The sequence below is a fragment of the Kutzneria sp. NPDC051319 genome (assembly GCF_040682195.1).
Lineage (GTDB): Bacteria > Actinomycetota > Actinomycetes > Mycobacteriales > Pseudonocardiaceae > Kutzneria.
Genome location: NZ_JBFBAM010000016.1, coordinates 79,172 through 96,797 on the forward strand (window position 1 = coordinate 79,172; position 17,626 = coordinate 96,797).

General features: G+C 70.7%; 5 protein-coding genes. All 5 read right to left on the reverse strand.

Annotated features, from left to right (window positions below):
* Positions 1-8: 8 nt before the first annotated feature.
* On the reverse strand, positions 9-254 hold the full coding sequence (locus tag AB0M73_RS18845) for an acyl carrier protein (protein ID WP_043725680.1): 246 nt from the start codon (positions 252-254) through the stop codon (positions 9-11).
* Between the two features lie 11 nt (positions 255-265).
* Complete coding sequence (locus AB0M73_RS18850) at positions 266-1,111, reverse strand: 3-hydroxyacyl-CoA dehydrogenase NAD-binding domain-containing protein (protein WP_363891924.1); 846 nt, start codon at positions 1,109-1,111, stop codon at positions 266-268.
* Complete coding sequence (locus AB0M73_RS18855) at positions 1,102-5,265, reverse strand: SDR family NAD(P)-dependent oxidoreductase (RefSeq protein WP_363891926.1); 4,164 nt, start codon at positions 5,263-5,265, stop codon at positions 1,102-1,104. The genes AB0M73_RS18850 and AB0M73_RS18855 overlap by 10 nt, the downstream gene beginning before the upstream one ends.
* Before the next feature lie 70 nt (positions 5,266-5,335).
* Positions 5,336-9,868, reverse strand: a complete 4,533-nt coding sequence (locus AB0M73_RS18860; RefSeq protein ID WP_363891928.1) for an SDR family NAD(P)-dependent oxidoreductase — start codon at positions 9,866-9,868, stop codon at positions 5,336-5,338.
* 11 nt (positions 9,869-9,879) lie between these two features.
* On the reverse strand, positions 9,880-17,442 hold the full coding sequence (locus AB0M73_RS18865) for a type I polyketide synthase (RefSeq protein ID WP_363891931.1): 7,563 nt from the start codon (positions 17,440-17,442) through the stop codon (positions 9,880-9,882).
* Between the last annotated feature and the right edge of the window lie 184 nt (positions 17,443-17,626).

Here is a 17,626-nt window from a genome sequence, read left to right on the forward strand (position 1 = left end):
CACGCTCCTTAACGGACGACCGCGGACCGCAGGCCGTCCACCAGCTCGGTCATCGCCTTGGCGGTGCGGAAGTTGTCGATGCGCAGCTCGTCGTTGGGGATGGTGACCGTGAACTCCTTCTCGATGTGCATGACCAGCTCCATGGCGAACAGGGAGTTGATGTAGCCCAGGGAGAAGATGTCCTCGGTGTCGGTGATCTCCGCCTGCGGGAAGCGGTTGGTGATGAAAGCGAGAATCCGTGCCGTGGTGTCCATGTCGCTGCCCCTCAGTTGTTGTAGGTGTAGAAGCCGCGGCCGCTCTTGCGGCCGTGCAGTCCGGCGTCGGTCATCTGCTTGAGCAGCGGGCACGGCCGGTACTTGCTGTCCGCGTAGTGCTCGTAGAGCACCTCGACGCTGTAGAGAATGGTGTCCACGCCGATCAGGTCGGCGGTCTCCAGCGGCCCCATCGGGTGCCCGAAGCAGCCGCGGAACACGTCGTCCACCGACTCGGCCGTGGCCACGCCCTCGTGCACCAGGTAGGCCGCCTCGTTGATGGTCAGCATCAGCACCCGGTTGGACACGAAGCCGGACGCGTCCTTCACGTCCACCCAGCGCTTGCCCATGCTGGCCAACAGGTCCCGGGTTCGCTGGAGGGTCTCCGGCGTGGTGTGGAAGCCGGGGATCAGCTCGACGACGGGCTTGGCCGGCACCGGGTTCATGAAGTGCACGCCCACGACCCGCTCCGGATGTGTTCCCACGGAGGCGATCCGGGTGATCGGGATGGCCGAGGTGTTGGCCACCACCACGGTGTCGGCCGGCAGCACGCGGTCCAGCTCGGCGTGCACATCGCGCTTGATCTCCCAGTTCTCGGTCACGTTCTCGATCACCAGCTCGGCCTTGGTCAGCGCGTCCAGGCCGACGGCGGTGGTGATGCGGGAGAGCACCTCGTCCGGGTCGAGGGTGGGGCCGCCCATCATGCGGGACAGGCGGCAGTTGCGGTGGATCGCGGTCCGCGCGTCGGCCAGGACCTGCTCGCTGGTGTCCACGAGGACAACGTCGTGCCCGCCGGTGGCCACGTTCTGCGCGACGCCGATGCCCATCACACCCGCGCCCACCACACCGATCACTGCCATGACTGCTCCGTTTCCGTGTTGGTGTCCATGACCTGTGCGGCGAGCGCCCGCACGGTGGGCCGCTCGAACAGCGTCGCGGTGGGGACCGAGACGCCGAGGCGTTCCCTGACCAGCGCCAGCATGTGCAGCGCGATCAGCGAGTTGCCCCCGAGGTCGAAGAAGTTGTCGCGCGACCCGACCGGCTCCACGCCGAGCACGGACGACCAGATGTCGGCCAGGGCGCGCTCGTTGTCGTCGCCGGGCGCCACAAACGGTTGCGGCAGCTCGGGTCGCGGGTATCGCTTGCTCGTGGTCTGCTGCCGGGGCAGCGTCTGCGTGGCGGTCCTGACCGGCAGCCGGTCCTGGAGACCGCCGGCGGCGACCACCAGCTGGCCGCCGTTCGTGACGACCCGGTCGAAGGCGCTGAGCGCCTCGGTACGGGTCATGGCGTGCTTGGCCATGGTGGCGCCGATCCGGCCGTCCAGCCGGTCGAGGGTGCCGGGCCAGGTGTCCCAGGCGGCGCAGGTCCAGTTCTCGTTGCGGGCCAAGGCGGTCAGCGCCGCGTTGGCCGCTGCGTACGGGCCGAGCGTCATGCCGCCCAGCACGGACGAGGTCGAGGAGAACAGGACGCACCAGTCGGGGCGGTCCACCTCGGGCAGCGTCGCGATCACCGTCGCCAGCACCCGTGCGCCCTCGACCTTAGCACTGAAGTGCTGTGCCACAACGGATTCGCCGCTTTGTGCCAACGGGAGCAGCTGGTCGACGCCGGCCGAGGCGGCGGCGTGCACGACACCGTCGATCCGGCCCTCCTCGAACAGGGCGCGCATGGCGTCCACGTCCGTGACGTCGATGGACCGCACCTCGGCCTTCTCGATCTCGCCGCCGCTGCGGCCGGTCACGATGACCCGCGCCCCGGCGTCCACGAAGTGTTGCGCCAGTTGACGTCCGACCGTCCCGAGGCCACCGGTGATGAGATACGTCCCGCCCCGCTTGACCGACTGTCCAGCGTGGACGGTCACAGGCTCGTAGGCGGGGGAGTAGCGGCGGTCGCCGCGGTGCGCGACCAGCACGGACTCGGTGGGCCGGATCAGCTCGGCGGCAAGCGCTTGCGCCGCCTCGGAAACCGTGTAGGCGGGATCGAGGTCGATGCTGCGGGCGTCCAGGTTGAGGTATTCCTGGTTGGCGACCACGGGCAGCGCTGCGATGGCCGCCTGGATCGGCGACACCGGTTCGCCGACGGCCTGGCCGCCGCGCGTCACGACGAGCACGGTCAGGTCCGCGCCGGTGCTCAACGTCCGGGCCGTGGCCGTCACCGCGGCAACCTCGTCGACAGCGTCCAAAGCGGACAGATCGACGACCGTGCCATACAGGTCGCCGCCGCTGAGTTCGGCGTCGAAACCGGCCTGGCACAGCAGTTCCGTCAGCGTCTCACCCACTCCGCCGGCATCCGGGATGATCACGAACTGCGCCGGCTCGGCCGCGTCACCGGGGTGTGCCGGCTGCCAGCTCTGAGTGAGCAGTTCGACGTTGTCCCTGATCACCGGCTTCGGCGCGTCGATCCAGTACCGCTGGCGCTGGAACGGATACGTCGGCAGCCCGACCCGGCCCAGTTCGCGGTCGCCCTGGTAGCCGGCCCAGTCGATGGCGACGCCGGTCAGCCACAGCCGTCCGGCGGCCTCGGCCAGCACCGAGTCGCGCCGGTCGTCGGAAGCCGGCAGCGTGGCGACGATCAGGGGCCAGCGCTCGGGCTGGCAGTCGCGGTGGCCGCGGACCATGGCGCCCAGCGACTGGCCGGGGCCGATCTCTACCAGGGCCAGATCACCGTGGGCCAGCACGGTCTCGATGGCCCGGTCGAACTGCACCGGGGCGCACATGTGCTCTGCCCAGTACTCCGGAGCGGGAGCGGTCGTGATCAACTCGCCGGTGACGTTGGAGACGTACGGGATGGTCGGGTCGTGCAGCGTGATGTTCGCCTTGATCCACTCGGTCAGCTCGTCCCGGATCGGGGCCAGCATGCGGGAGTGGAACGCGTGGGTCGTGGACAGCGGGCGGCAGGGGATCGAGTCCTCGGCCAGCTTCCGCTGCAACTCCGTCAAGGACGCGCCGGACACGACCGTCAGGTCCGGGCCGTTGATCGCGGCGATGTCCACGCCGTCCAGCCGGTGCCGGAGTTCCTCGGCCGAGCGGAGGACCGCCGCCATTTCGCCGCCGGGGAGGGCGTTGATCAGCTTGGCCCGGTGGACGACCAGCTTCAGGGCGTCTACCAGTGACAACACGCCGGCCAGGCAGGCGGCGACGTACTCGCCGAGGCTGTAGCCGACCAGCAAGGACGGCTCCGCACCCCAGGACCGGATCAGCTGCGCCAGCGCGTATTCGACGGCGAACAGGGCCGGGTGGAGGCGATTCGTGGCGTCCTGCGGGGCCGTGGTGGCGCGGCCCATGAGCTGGGCGAGGCCGTTGGAGGTGGCCCGGCGCGGCTGGAGCATGTCCTGCACGGGAGCGAGGCCGATGATCTCGATGCAGGCGTCCATGGCCATCGCGAACGCCGGCTCGGACTCGTACAGGTGCCGGGCCATGCCGGGGTACTGCTCGCCGGCCCCGGCCAGGAGGAAGGCAACACTACGGTCGGTGCGGCCGTCGTGGCGGGTCAGGAATTCGCCGTCACGGATCTTCTCGGCCGCCTCCCGCGCGTCGTTGGCGACGACGATCCGGCGGTGCCGAAACACGGACCGCCCGCCCTGCAACGTGTTCGCCACATCGGCCAGGGAGTCTTCCGTCACGGCGAGGTGATCAGCCAGCCGCGTGCCCATCTCGTCGGCCGCCTGGGCGTTTCGGGCCGACCAGACGAGGAGCTCCGGCCGCGGCGAGGGCTCGCGGACGACCACCGGCGCCTCCTCGACGATCACGTGGGCGTTGGTGCCGCCGATGCCGAAGGCACTCACGCCGGCCCGGCGCTTCCGCTCCTGGCGGGGCCACGGGTGCGCCGTCGTCACCACGTCGAGGTCGGCCCGGCCGGCCGCGAGCTGGGGGTTCGGGGTCTCCAGGTTGAGCGTCGGCGGGATCTCCTCGCGGTGCAGGGAAAGCGCCGTCTTGATCAGCCCTGTCACGCCGGCGGCCCGGTCGAGGTGGCCCACGTTGGTCTTGATTGACCCGATCCGGAGGCTCTCGCCGTGGAACACCCGTTGCAGGGCCGCGATTTCCGAGGCGTCACCTAGCGCGGTGCCGGTGCCGTGCGCCTCCACGTAGTCGATGTCCGACGGCTCAAGGCCGGCCGCGGCCAGCGCCTCGGCGATCACCGCGGCCTGGCCTTCGACGCCGGGGGCGGTGAAGCCGACCTTGCGGCCGGCGTCGTTGTTGACGGCCCAGCCGCGCAGCACCGCGTACACCCGGTCACCGTCGGCGAGGGCGTCTTCCAGGCGCCGCAAGGCAACCACACCGACACCGCCACCCAGTGGGGCGCCGAGGCCGGAGGCGTCGAACGCGCGGCACTCGGCGTCCGGTGGGGCGATGCCGCCTTCCTGATACAGGTAGCCGACTTCGTGCGGCACGGCCAGCGAGACGCCGCCGGCCAGCGCGAGGTCGCACTCGAAGTTGGCCAGGCTGCTTGCCGCCACGCACACCGCCACCAGCGACGTCGAACACGCGCTCTGGATCGCGAAGGCCGGCCCGGACAGCCCGAGCAGGTGGGCCACGCGGGTCGCGAGGGTGTCCTTCTCGTTGGCCAGGGCCAACGCCATGTCGCCCATCTCGCGGGCGGCCCCGGCCGGCATCAGGTTGTTGATCAGGTACGTGCTCCAGGCCGTGCCGGCGAAAACCCCGACCGCGCCGTCGAAACGGGCCGGGTCGCAGCCGGCGTCCTCCAGCGCGTGCCAGCAGTGCTCCAGCAGCAGGCGGTGCTGCGGATCGAGGATCTGCGCCTCCTTCGGGTTGATCCCGAAGAAGTCGGCGTCGAACTCGGCGATGCCGTCGATCACCGCGCCCGCCTTGACGTAGGCGGGATCGTCGATGAGGTCGGGGGAGACGCCGTTGGCCCGCAGCTCGTCGTCGGTGAACCGGCGGATGCCGGATCGGCCGGCGCGAATGGCCGCCCACAGCTCGTCGACGTCGGCCGCGCCGGGGAACCGACCGGCCATGCCGACCAGCGCGATGTCGGTGCTCTGGATCTCGTCGCTCACGATGCCGTCCCCTCCCGGGTTGTACGCTGCCGCCTCGCCGGGCTCTTGCTCACTGTCGCCATGTCCGTTCTCACCGCTGCCTCGCCCGCCTTCTGCGCTCGCCCCGGGACACCCCGACCGCCGGTTTGGCCTGGTCATCGGCGGTCAGCTCGGTGGCGAACGCGGCCACCGTGGGATGTGCGAACAGCACGGCCGGCGCGATCGCCTTGCCCACGACCTTCTCGATGGCCGCCACCATGGCCATACCGACCAGTGACGTGCCGCCGAGGTCGAAGAACGGGTCGTGCACGCCGATCCGGTCGATGCCGAGGAACTCACCCCAGATCTCGGCGACCGTGGTCTCCAGGTCCGTGCGCGGCGGGGCGTAGTCGGTGCGCAGCGGCGGCCTCGGGAACCGGGTCGACTCCGGCACAGCCGCCGTCTCGACGAGGTCGGCGAGGTTGCTCAGCGCCGTCCATTCCCGTTGCGCCGCCGGCAGTTGCTGGCGCATCGCCACGACCGTGCCGCTGGTGCCGCCGACGATCTTGTCCAGCATCGCGAGGCCGGCGGCGTCGCTGAAGCCGTTGCGCCGGCGGTAGGCGGCGCGGTCGGCGACAGCTTCGCTGCCGTCCTGCCAGGCGTCGTACTGCCAGTGCCCCCAGACCACCGTGATCACCTGCGTGTCCGAAGTGGACCCCAGTGCCGTGCCGTAGGCGTCGAGCACGGTGTTGGCCGCGCAGTAGTCACCTTCACCAAGGCCACCAAGCACAGTGGACACCGAGGAATAGAGGATGACCTTCTTCGGCGGCGTGGCCGAGGTGATCAGTTCGTGGAGCGGTTCCAGGGCCCGGATCTTCGGGGCCAGCACGGCATGCGCCTCGTCCAGGGTCTGCCGCTGGGCCAGGCCACTGCCGGGAACGCCAGCGGCGTGCACGATTCCGTCCAGCGGACCGAAGTGCTCCTGGGCTTCCCGCAGGGCACTGCGGAACTGGTCCGGGTCACCGACGTCGGCCTTGATCACCAGTACCTCGGCGTCGATGCCTTCGACGTCACCGCCGGTCCGGCTGACCAGGGCCAGCTTGCGGACGCCGCTGGCCGCGAGGTGCCGGGCCAGACGGAGCCCCAGGCCCTTCGTGCCGCCGGTGATCAGGTAGGCGCCGGCCCAGCCGGGCTCGCCCGACGGGGTGATCTCGGTGTATCCCTTGAGCCAGCGGCGACCGTTGCGCCAACCGATCAGGGCCGGCTCGGCGGCCGCGTCCTCGTACGTCCACGGCCCACGGCGGAGTTCCTCGGCCAGGTTCTTCGCTGCCGCCAAGGGATCCGCGTCCGGGGCGAGGTCGATGCCGCGCCAGCTCAGGCCCGGGTACTCGGCGCGGACGCCGCGGCCGAGGCCGTGCACGATCGACCGAAACGGGGTGGGGGTGTCGCCGCCGATGATCTCCGACGACCCGGCGCTGACCGTCAGCAGGCGGACGCCGTGCTCCTTAGCGGTGCCGGCGAGCGCCTGCACGGCCAGCAGCAGGGTGTCGAAGCCGTGGGCGATGGCGGTGTCGGGGGAGCCGGCGAGCAGACTCCACAGGTGCACGACCTGCACCGGGCCGTCGGCGGCGAGGATTTCCCGGTACAGCTCGGGAACCGTCGGGTCGATCACCACGCGCCGGCCGTCCCGTCGACGGCCGGTGCCCGGCGCGACCTCGACGACCCGCATGCCGGCCGCCTCGGCGATGTCCGCGAGCCGGCCGCCGATGCCGGCGTCGTCGGCGAACACGATCAGCGTGCCGGCGAGCTCGGCCGGCTCGGGACGGGTGAGATCGGTGCGCCAGATCGGGCTGTAGAGCAGGCCGTTCGATGTTGTCGATGTCTTTTCCTTGGCCTGCGGCCAGAAGCGCGTGCGCTGGAACGGGTAGGGCGGCAGCTCGGCGAGTCGGCCGCCCCCGTCGAACGCCGCCCAGTTCAGGTCGACGCCGATCTCCCATAGCCGGCCGCACGTCTCCAGGACGCTGACGTTCTCCTCCGGCCGGTCCACCGCCGGCCACGGTGCCGGCAGCGTGCCGAGGATCGTCGGGCGGGTGGTGATGTTCTGACGCACCAGGCCGCCGAGGGTTTGGCCGGGGCCGAGCTCCACGTACGCGTCGGCGGCGAAGTTCTGGACGCTCTCGGCGAAGCGGACCGGCCGGCACAGGTGATCGGCCCAGTACTGGGGATCCGTGGCCTGCCCCGCGGTCAACTCGACGCCGGTGGCGTTCGAGATGATCGTGATGCTGGGGGCGTTGCGCTCGACGGTGGCGATCAGCGCCGCCAGCTTGTCCTGCATCGGCTGCAGCAGCGTGGAGTGGAAGGGGTGCGCGCTGCGCAGCGTCCGGTTGGCGATCCCGTTGGCCCGCAACTGCTGCGAGACCTTCTCGATGTCGCTCGGGGATCCACTGAGGACGGTCATCTGCGGGCCGTTCAACGCCGCGATGTCCACCGGCAGGTCGCCGAGCTGCTCCGGGCCGGCCGCCGCCGCGAGCATCCGCCCGGCCGGCGCCGACTCGATCAGCCGTGCCCGTTCGGTGACGACCCAGAGCGCGTCCGACAGCGTGAAGACGCCCGCGATGCAGGCCGCCACGTACTCGCCCAGGCTGTAGCCGACCAGCAGGTCGGGCTTGATGCCGCGGTGGTCCAGGAGCTTGGCCAGCGCGTACTCGACGGTGAACAGGAACGGGTGCGCGATCTCCGCGTGGTCCATCACGTCGTCGGAGGGGCCGCCGCCGAACAGCGAGGGCACCTGCACCTCGGCCGGCGGCTCGGCGAAGAACATCTCGCGGAGGTCCACGCCGCAGCGGTCGGCGGCGATCTGCAGGCATTCGTCCACCGCCGCCGCGAACACCGGTTCGTGCTGGTAGAGCGCTTTCCCGAGCCCTCGGTACTGGTCTCCGACACCGGGCAGCAGGAAGGCCACCTTCGGCTTCTCGTGTCCCGCCTTGACTGCCGGCTCGGCCGTGCCGAACCGGGCCCGGGCGTCGGCGGTGTCGGTGGCCACAACGGCCCGGCGGTACTCGTGATGCGTGCGGCCGACCTGAAGGGTGTGGGCCAGGTCGCCGAGCTCGGTATTTGCGCTGCTCAGCGCCTTGAACTGGTCTCGGAGAGCGTTCTCCGAGCCGCCGGAAACCGGCAGCAGCTCCGGTCCGACGGCGGCGGTCGGGGCCGGTTTCGGGGTGGTTTCGAGGATGACGTGGGCGTTGGTGCCCGACCAGCCGAAGGAGCTGACCCCGGCGATCGCGCCGTCCGGCAGCTCGGTCAGCGCCGTCGCAGGTCGCACGGTGTTGCTGGCCACCACGGCCTCGGCCGGCTCGGACATGTTGAGGTTGGGCGGGACGACCCCGTTCTCCAGCACGAGGACCGTCTTGATCAGGCCGGCGATGCCGGCGGCGGTGTGCGTGTGGCCGACGTTGGTCTTGACCGCCCCGACCAGCAGCGGCTTCACCGCCCCGGTCATGCCATCGCCCCCGGCCCGGCCATCGAGCCCGGTCGCGCCACTTGCTCCCGCCGTCTGCGGCGTTCCGCGCCGCCCGAACACGTCGTTCAGCGCCCCGAGTTCGATCTCATCCCCGAGCGAGGTTCCCGAGCCGTGCGCCTCGACGAAAGCCACGTCCTCGGCCTTCACCTGGGCCGCCGCGTGGGCCCGGCGGATCACGTCGACCTGGGCGCTGCGGTTCGGGGCCGTGAGGCCGTTGCTGCGGCCGTCCTGGTTCACGGCGGTGCCGCGGATGACCGCCCGGACACGATGACCCTTGCGCTCGGCGTCGGACAGGCGGGTCAGCAGCACCATGCCGCCGCCCTCGCCCATCATGTAGCCGTTGGCGCCGGCGTCGAAGGTGTTGCAACGGTCGGCCAGCAGGGCGTTGGAGCAGCTGTAGATGTACAGGAACTCGTGCAGGGCCAGATATCCGCCGCCGACCAGCACGTAGTCGCACTCGTTGTTGCGCAGGGCCTGCACCGCCAGGTGCACGGCGACCAGCGAGGACGAGCAGGCGGTGTCGAGGGAGAACGTGGGCCCGTGCAGGTCGAAGTGGTAGGCGATGCGGCCGGCGACGACGCTGCCGAGGCTGCCCTGGCCCATGTACGGGTCGGTGTAGACGTCGATGCCCTCGCGGTCGTGCTCCAACTGTCCATATTGGAACGCGTCGGAGAACCCCAGCAGCACACCGGTTCGGCTGCCCGCAAGCGTTTTCGGGGGCGTGCCGGCGTCCTCCATCGCCTCCCACGCCAGCTCCATCAGCAGCCGCTGCTGCGGATCCATGCGCAGCGCCTCACGCGGCGGGAAGCCGAAGAACTCGGCGTCCCAGCCGGCGACATCGGGCAGGAAGGCCCCGGTTTTGGGCTGGTACAGGGTGTTGTCCTCGGCGGCCGGGTCGTGGTCGAACCGCCCGCGCGGGAAGTCGGTGATCTCCGCCGCCCGGCCCTCGCGCAGCATGTCCCAGTACGACGCCACGTCCGGCGCGTCCGGGAAACGGCATGACATGCCGATCACGGCGACGGGCTCGTGCTCCCTCGCGTCGGCCTCCGCCAGCCGGCGGCGCGCGTTCGCCAGGTCGACCGTCGCCCGCTTGAGATACTCGCGGAGCCTGTCCTCGCCGGCCATGGGTTTCCCTTTCACAGCTGAGTGTCGATGAAGGCGAAGATCTCCTCGTCGGAGGACAGATCAAGGCCGGGAGCGTCGGGGGACAGGATGCGCAGCGTCTCCTGGAGCACGGCGGCCAGCCGGTCGCGGTGCTCGTCGTCCAGAGTGGACGGATCGATCCGGCCGAGCGCCTCGCGCAGCAGGTCCTCGGGCGCCGGCTCGGCCGGGGCCAGCTCGCCGGCCAGGTACGCGGCCAGCCTGGTCACCGTCGGATGGTTGAACACCAGCGACGCCGGCAGCCGCAGACCCGTTGCCGCGCCGAGCTTGTTGCGCAGCTCGACCGACGTCAGCGAATCGAGCCCCTGCTCCTTGAGCGGCTTGTCCGGGTCTACGGTCGCGCCGGACCGGTGTCCCAGCGCCACCGCGACGTTGTCCCGGACCAGCCGGAAGATCGACTCGGTGTCGAACCGCGTGGGCGAGGCCTCAACCGTGACGACCCGACGCGGCTTGAACAGAGCGCGCAGCACGGGCGGAACCTCGTCACCTTCACGGTTCCAGCGGGCGGCGATGAGCTGGGCGTGCGGAGAGCCGATCGCCGCGTCGAACATGTCCATGCCCTGCCGCACGCTCAGCGACGCCACCCACGCGACCTTGTTGACGTGTGCGGTCATCGCGGTCGGCAGCGACCACAGGCCCCAGGCGATCGACGTCGCCGGCAGTCCCAGACGCCGCCGGTGCATGGCCAGCGCGTCGAGATATCCGTTCGCGGCGGCGTAGTTGCCCTGGCCGGGGTTGCCGAGCACGCCGGCGACCGAGGAGAACAGCACGAACGCCTTGAGGTCCGGCAGCAACTCGTGCAGCAGCCAGGCCGCCTCGGCCTTGGGCCGGAGCACCGCGTCCAGCTTCTCCGGCGTCAGCTCCGCGACGGTGGCGTCATCGAGGACGCCGGCCGCGTGGATCACCGCCGTGATGCGACGGCCCTTGATCAGCTCCGTCAGTTGGACGCGGTCCGAGACGTCGCAGGCCACCCCGTCGGGGCCGCCGCTTCGGGACACTCGTAACAGGTCCGTTATGCCCTTCGAGACCAGGTGCTGGGCGACCAGAGCGCCGAGACCGCTGTTGCCGCCGGTGATCAGAATGGTGCCGTCACCGAGGTCCATTGTGGGCTCGGTGTTGACGTGCCGAACGACCCGTGGCACCAGGAACTTGCCGTCGCGGACCGCGAACTGCGGCTCGTCGGTGGTCGGGATCTCGTCCTCGGCGCAGTCGGCCAGCACAAACCTGTTCGGGTGCTCCGACTGCGCCGAACGGACCAGTCCCCAGATCTGGCCACCGTCCAAGGTGGACGGATTGGCCAGGAACACCAGTCGCTCGTCGGTGTCCTTCTCCACCCACTGCTGCACCTGCGCCAGCACGCCCTTCAGGTCGCCCGGCTGGGCGATGGTCAGCGAGGCCTGACCGGCAGGTTCGGCGTCCACCCAGTCGATCCGGTACAGCTCGGCCGTGGTGACGCCACCCTTCGGAGCCGGGGCCAGGGTCAACAACTCGACGCCACCGATCTGCGCGCCGGTTTCGTCATAGATGGCCAGGGATCCGTTGCTCAGCCGCACGCGGATCCGGTCGACGCCGCGGCCCTCGAACCAGACCCCGGACCAGGAGAACGGCAGCTGCAACTCGTCGGCATCGAGCACCAGGATGTGCAGGGCGGCATCCAGCAACGCTGGGTGCACGGTGAAGTCGCCGGCGTCCGGGACCGCCACCTCGACCAGGTAGTCATCGCCGTGGCGCCAGGCGTTCCGCAGGCCCTGGAACGCCGGCCCGTACTCGTAACCGCTGGTCGCGAGCCGGTCGTAGGCGTCGGTGAGGTCGATCGGCGTGCCGACGGGCCATGCGTCGAGGCGGCCGGCGATGCGGGGGGCGTCGCTCAGGAAGCCGGAGGCGTGCTTGATCCAGTCGTCGTCGGTGCGGGAGTGGATGGCCAGTGAGCGCCGGCCGTGGTCCTCACCGCCGACCGTGACCTGGAGCTGCACGGCGCCGGTGGCTGGCAGGATGAGCGGGGCGTGCAGGGTCAGGTCCTCGATCTGGTCGCCGTCAGCCGCGGTCAGCGCCAGGTCGACGAAGGCCGTGCCGGGCAACAGGACCGTGCCGTTGACGGCGTGATCGGCAACCCAGGGCGCGCTATGACGCGAGATCTTGCCGGTCAACAGACGGCCGCCGGTGTCGGCCACCGGCACGGCGTCGCCGAGCAGCGGGTGGCCACCGCCTTCGGTGGTGTGCAGCCAGAATCGCTGCCGGTCGAAGGCGTAGGTGGGCACGTCGACGTGCGACGTCACCGGCCCGACGATCTTCGGCCAGTCCACCGGCGCGCCCTGCGTGTACGCGGTCGCGGCGGCGATCAGGAACTGGTGCTGGCCGCCCTCGTTGCGCCGCAACGTGCCTACGGCCGTGCCGTCCACGCCTTCGTCGGTCAGGATCTCCCGCACCGCGCCGGCCAGGATCGGATGCGGGCTGACCTCGATGAACAGCGGCCGCTCGCGGAACTTCCGCACGGCCGTGTCGAAGCTGACCGGCTCGGACAGGTTGCGGTACCAGTAGTCGGGGGTCATCGCCGTGCCCGGGATGAAGTCCCCGCGACAGGTGGAGCAGATCTTGATCGTCGCCTCGGCGGGCTCGATGGCCCCGATCTGCCGCAGCAACTCGTCCTTGACCGCCTCGACATGCGGAGTGTGGGCCGCATAGGCGACGGGCGTGCGCCGGAGCTGCACGTCTTCGCCCTGTGCGGCAACGAACTCGTCGATGGCCTCCAGGTCGCCGGCGATCACCGTGGCCGACGGGCCGTTGTCCACCGCCACCCACAACTTCCCTGGCCACGGCGCGATCCGTTCGCGGACGTCGTCCGCCGGCAGTCCCACCGCCAGCACGCCGCCCGTGCCGTCCAGGGCCCCGACGATCTGCCCGCGGAGGGCGCTGATCTTGGCGGCGTCGTTGAGCGTCAACGCCCCCGCCACGGCTGCGCCGGCGATTTCCCCCTGCGAGTGGCCGACGACCGCCGCCGGCTCGACACCGATCGACCGCCACAGCTTGGCCAGCGACACCATCAGTGCCCACAGCACCGGCTGCACCACGTCGGTGCCGTCGAGGGTCGGCTCGCCCTGCGTCAGGACGTCGATCACCGACCAGCCCGTGTGCGGTCGCAGGGCCTCATCGCAGCGGCGCAGCTCCTCGGCGAAGGTCTCGTTCTCGCGGAGCAGTTCCACTGCCATACCGACCCACTGCGCGCCCTGACCAGGGAAGACGAACACCGGTGTCACTTCACGGGTCGCCTCGCCGGTGACGAGCGCCGGATGCGGTTCGCCGTCGGCAAGAGCCTGGAGGGCCTCGCGCAGCTCGTCACGGGAGGAGGCGACAACCACCGCCCGATGAGCGAAGGACGGCTTGCGGGCCAGCACTTTGGCCGCCGCGTGGAGGTCGCCGGCCTCGGCGAATGCCGCCAGCCGACCACCCTGCCGACGCAGCGACTTCTCACTGCGGGCGGAGAAGACCCAGAGCAGCGGACCGTCGCCGGGCGTGGGCTCGGTTGTGTCGACGCCTTCCACGATGATGTGCGCGTTCGTGCCGGAGATGCCGAAACTGGACACCGCCGCGCGGCGGGGACCGGCCGGCCACGGCACGGACTCGGTCAGCACGCGGCCGTTGCCCGATTCCCACTCCACTTTGGACGTCGGCCGGTCGACGTGCAGGGTCCGCGGCAACACGCCGTGCCGCATGGCCATCACCATCTTGATCACGCCGGCGACACCGGCGGCGGCCTGGGCGTGACCGATGTTGGACTTCACCGAGCCGAGCCACACCGGCCGGTCGGCGGGCCGGTTCTGGCCGTAGGTGGCGAGAATGGCGTTGGCCTCGATCGGGTCGCCGAGGGCCGTGCCGGTGCCGTGGGCCTCGACCGCGTCAATGTCCGCAGCGGACAGATCGGCGTCGGCCAGCGCCTTGCCGATCACCTGCTGCTGGGCCAGGCCGTTGGGCGCGGTGAGGCCGTTGCTGGCGCCGTCCTGGTTGACGGCGATGCCGCGGATCACGGCCAGCACCTGGTGCCCGTTGCGCTCGGCGTCGGACAGCCGCTCCAGCAGCAGGACGCCGGCACCCTCCGAAAAGGACGTTCCGTCGGCGTTGTCGGCGAAGGCCTTGGCCCGGCCGTCGACCGAGAGGCCGTTCTGGCGGGTGAACTCGACGAGGTTGCCGGGGTTGGCCATCAGCGTCGCGCCGCCGGCCAGCGCCAGCGAGCATTCCCCGCGCCGCAACGACTCCACGGCCAGCTGGATCGCCACCAGCGAGGACGAGCAGGCGGTGTCGATCGTCAGCGCCGGCCCGGTGAGACCGAAGGTGTAGGCGATGCGGCCGGAGGCGACGCTCAGCGCGGTGCCGGTCATCAGGTGACCGTCGACGACACCGGTCGGTTGGTGCAGGCGCGGGCCGTAGTCCATGGCCATCGCGCCGACGAAGACCCCGGTCGACGAGCCGCGCAGGTCGGCCGGGTCCAGACCGCCTCGTTCGATCGCCTCCCAGGAGACCTCCAGCATGAGCCGCTGCTGCGGCTCCATGGCCAGGGCCTCGCGGGGGCTCAGTCCGAAGAAGGCGGCGTCGAAAGTGTCGGCTTCGTGCAGGAAACCGCCGTTGCGCGTCACGCACGCGCCGTCGAACAACGCGTCCAGATCCCAGCCGCGGTTGGACGGCAGCGGCGTGACGGCATCGGCACCGGATGCGATGAGCCGCCAGAACTCCTCCGGCGAATTGGCCCCGCCGGGGTAGCGGCAGCCCATCGCGATCACGGCGACCGGGTCCGACCCTGGCGCTTGTGCCGGCGCCGGAACCCGCTGAGGTGCGACCTGTGCCGGCTCGCCGCTCGTGCGCAGTGCCTCGACCAGCCGCTGAGGGGACGGATAGTCGTAGAGCAGCGAGGTCGGCAGCTTGCGCCCGCTCTGTGCCGAGAGCAGGGCGCGCAGTCGCATCAGCGAGTTCGAGTCGAACCCGAGTTCCTTGAACGGGCGCGTGGCGTCGATCGCCGTCGCGTCCTTGTGTCCCAAAACCTGTGCGGTGGCGGCGAGGACCATCTCCCGCACGTCACCGGTCGGCGCAACCGTTTGCGCCGCGGCCGTCTCGCCGTACCAGTGGCGTTCCCGCTGGAACCGGTACGTCGGCAGGTCCACCTTGCGGCCGGTGATCTTCCAGTCCACCGGCGCGCCGGCGACGTAGGCCTCGGCCAGCGCATGGCGGATTCGGTCGGCGCTGCCTTCATCACGGCGCAGCGTGCCGATCACCGCCACCTCGCGGCCGGCCTCGTCCGCCGTCTCGTCGATGCTGGTGAGCAGCAACGGATGCGGGCTGCACTCGATGAACCGGCCGACGCCGTCGTTGAGTGCCCTTCTGGTCGCGTCGATGAATCGAACAGGCTGCCGCAAGTTGGCGAACCAGTAGTCGGCGTCCAGCTCGCGGGTGTCCAGGGGCTCGCCTGTGACGGTGGAGATGAACGTGACATCCGTCGCTTGTGGACGGACGTCCGCGAGCAGGGGCAGCAGCTCCTCGCGGAGCTCGTCGACCGCGGGGGAGTGGGAGGCGTAGGCGGCCGGCACGATCTTCATCCGGACGTCGACCAGCCGCTCCTGCAACCCGGCCAATTCCTCGGCCGGCCCGGCCAGGACGACGGACCTCGGCCCGTTCACCGCCGCGATCGTCACACCGGGCGGGAGCGTCAGCGACTCGGCCGACGCCCCGACGGACATCAGCCCGCCACCGGTCAGCCGTCCCGCGATCTTGCTCCGCAGGGCGATCACCCGTGCCCCGTCGGCCAGCGACAACGCCCCGATCGCCGTGGCCGCAGCCACTTCGCCCTGGGAGTGCCCGAGCACCACAGCCGGGGTGACGCCGTTGGCCCGCCACACCTCGGCCAGCGACACCATCACTGCCCACAGTGCCGGCTGCACCACGTCCACCCGGCTGAGATCGCCGCCGTTCCGCAGAACCTCCAGCACATCGAAGTCCACGAACGGCTTCAGCGCTTCCGAGCACTCCGCGAGCTTGTCGGCGAACACCGGCTCATCCAGCAGCCCCTGTGCCATCGCCGCCCACTGGCCGCCCTGGCCCGGGAAGACGAACGCGGTCGAGCCCGGCGAAACCTTGCCCGTCACGGCATCTTCTCGATTGAGGACGACCGTGCGGTGCTCGAACTGGGTCCGCGTGTGCAGGAGCGAGTAGGCGACGTTGGCGTCCATCGTCGACGGAAGCGTTTGCGCCTGGGCCTGAAGGGCTTGCGGGGAGCGCGCGGTGATGACGAGGGGACCGCCGAGCTCGAAGGCCGGCGCCTCCTCGCGAGGCCCCTCCGCCACCACCAGGTGGCAGTTGGTCCCGCCCACCCCGAACGAGCTCACACCCGCGACCCGGCGGCCGTCCGGCCAGGACAGCTTCTCCCGCACCACATCCAGGTTCAGCTCCCCGAACGGGATGTCCGGATTCGGCGTCTCGAAGTTCAGGCTGGCTGGCAACACGCCGTGCCGCACGCTGAGGATCACCTTGAGCAGCCCGGCAATCCCGGACGCGCCCTCAAGATGTCCGATGTTGGTCTTCACGGAGCCGACCAGCAGCGTGCGATCGGCGTGCAGCGCGGTGCCCAGGGCGTGAGCCTCGATCGGGTCGCCGACGCGGGTGCCGGTGCCGTGCAGCTCCACATACCCGACCTCGGCCGGCGAAACCCCGGCGGCGGCGTGGGCGAGACGAATGACCTCCTGCTGGGCTGCACCGTGGGGGACGGTGAGCCCCTCCCCGCCGCCATCGTTGTTGACGGCGCCGCCGAGGATCACGGCGTGCACCCGATCGCCGTCAGACACGGCGGACAGGGGCTTCAGCACGATGACGGCGCCACCCTCGCCACGCACGTACCCATTGGCGCGGGCGTCGAAGGTGTGGCAGCGGCCGTCGGGGGACAGCGCGCCGAACTCGGCGATCGCCTCCGTGGTCTCGGCCAGCAGATTCAGGTTGACGCCGCCGGCCAGGGCCACCGTGCACGACCCGCGGCGCAGCTGCTCACACGCGCTCTGCACGGCGACCAGCGACGACGACTGCCCGCTGTCCACGGCCAGGCTCGGCCCGGTCAGCCCGAGCAGGTAGGACACCCGGTTGGCGATGAGGCTGCGATGGGTGCCGGTGAGCGAATGGGGGCCGGCCCCCAGTTTCGAGTGCACGAGCGCGTAGTCCCCGTTGATGGCCCCGATGACCACGCCGGCGGCCTCGCCGCGCAGCGAATCCGGCGCGATCCGGGCGTTTTCCAACGCCTCCCACGACAGTTCCAGCACCAGCCGCTGCTGCGGATCCATGGCCGCGGCCTCGTTCGGCGAAATGCCGAAGAAGGCGGCGTCGAAACGGTCCACATCCGCGACGAAACCGCCGCGTCGGAATTCGGTCGCACCAGGCCAACGGCCGTTCGGTGGCTCGGTGATCGCGTCGACGCCGGCGTCCAGCAGCCGCCAGAACTGCTCGGGGTCGGCCGCCCCCGGCAGCCGGCACGCGATTCCGACCACGGCGATCGGCTCGTTCGCAGCCATGCCAGTCATTCGCTCACCGCCGTCACGAGAGGGGAAATTCGCTGCCGATCGTGCGTTGCCCGCAACGGCCGGGACAAGGCGGCGGCGGAGGCCGGAAAAGGCCGGCAACTAGTGGACACCGGTGGGTCCCCTGGGGGCGCCCCTACCCGCCCGGCGAATATGGGTAGGGGCTACCCATGTGGGT

Excerpts from the sequence above, each read along its gene's own strand:
- AB0M73_RS18845 (WP_043725680.1), bottom strand. The coding sequence starts at position 254 with ATGGACACCACGGCACGGATTCTCGCTTTCATCACCAACCGCTTCCCG.
- AB0M73_RS18850 (WP_363891924.1), bottom strand. The coding sequence starts at position 1,111 with ATGGCAGTGATCGGTGTGGTGGGCGCGGGTGTGATGGGCATCGGCGTC.
- AB0M73_RS18860 (WP_363891928.1), bottom strand. The coding sequence starts at position 9,868 with ATGGCCGGCGAGGACAGGCTCCGCGAGTATCTCAAGCGGGCGACGGTC.
- AB0M73_RS18865 (WP_363891931.1), bottom strand. The coding sequence starts at position 17,442 with ATGGCTGCGAACGAGCCGATCGCCGTGGTCGGAATCGCGTGCCGGCTG.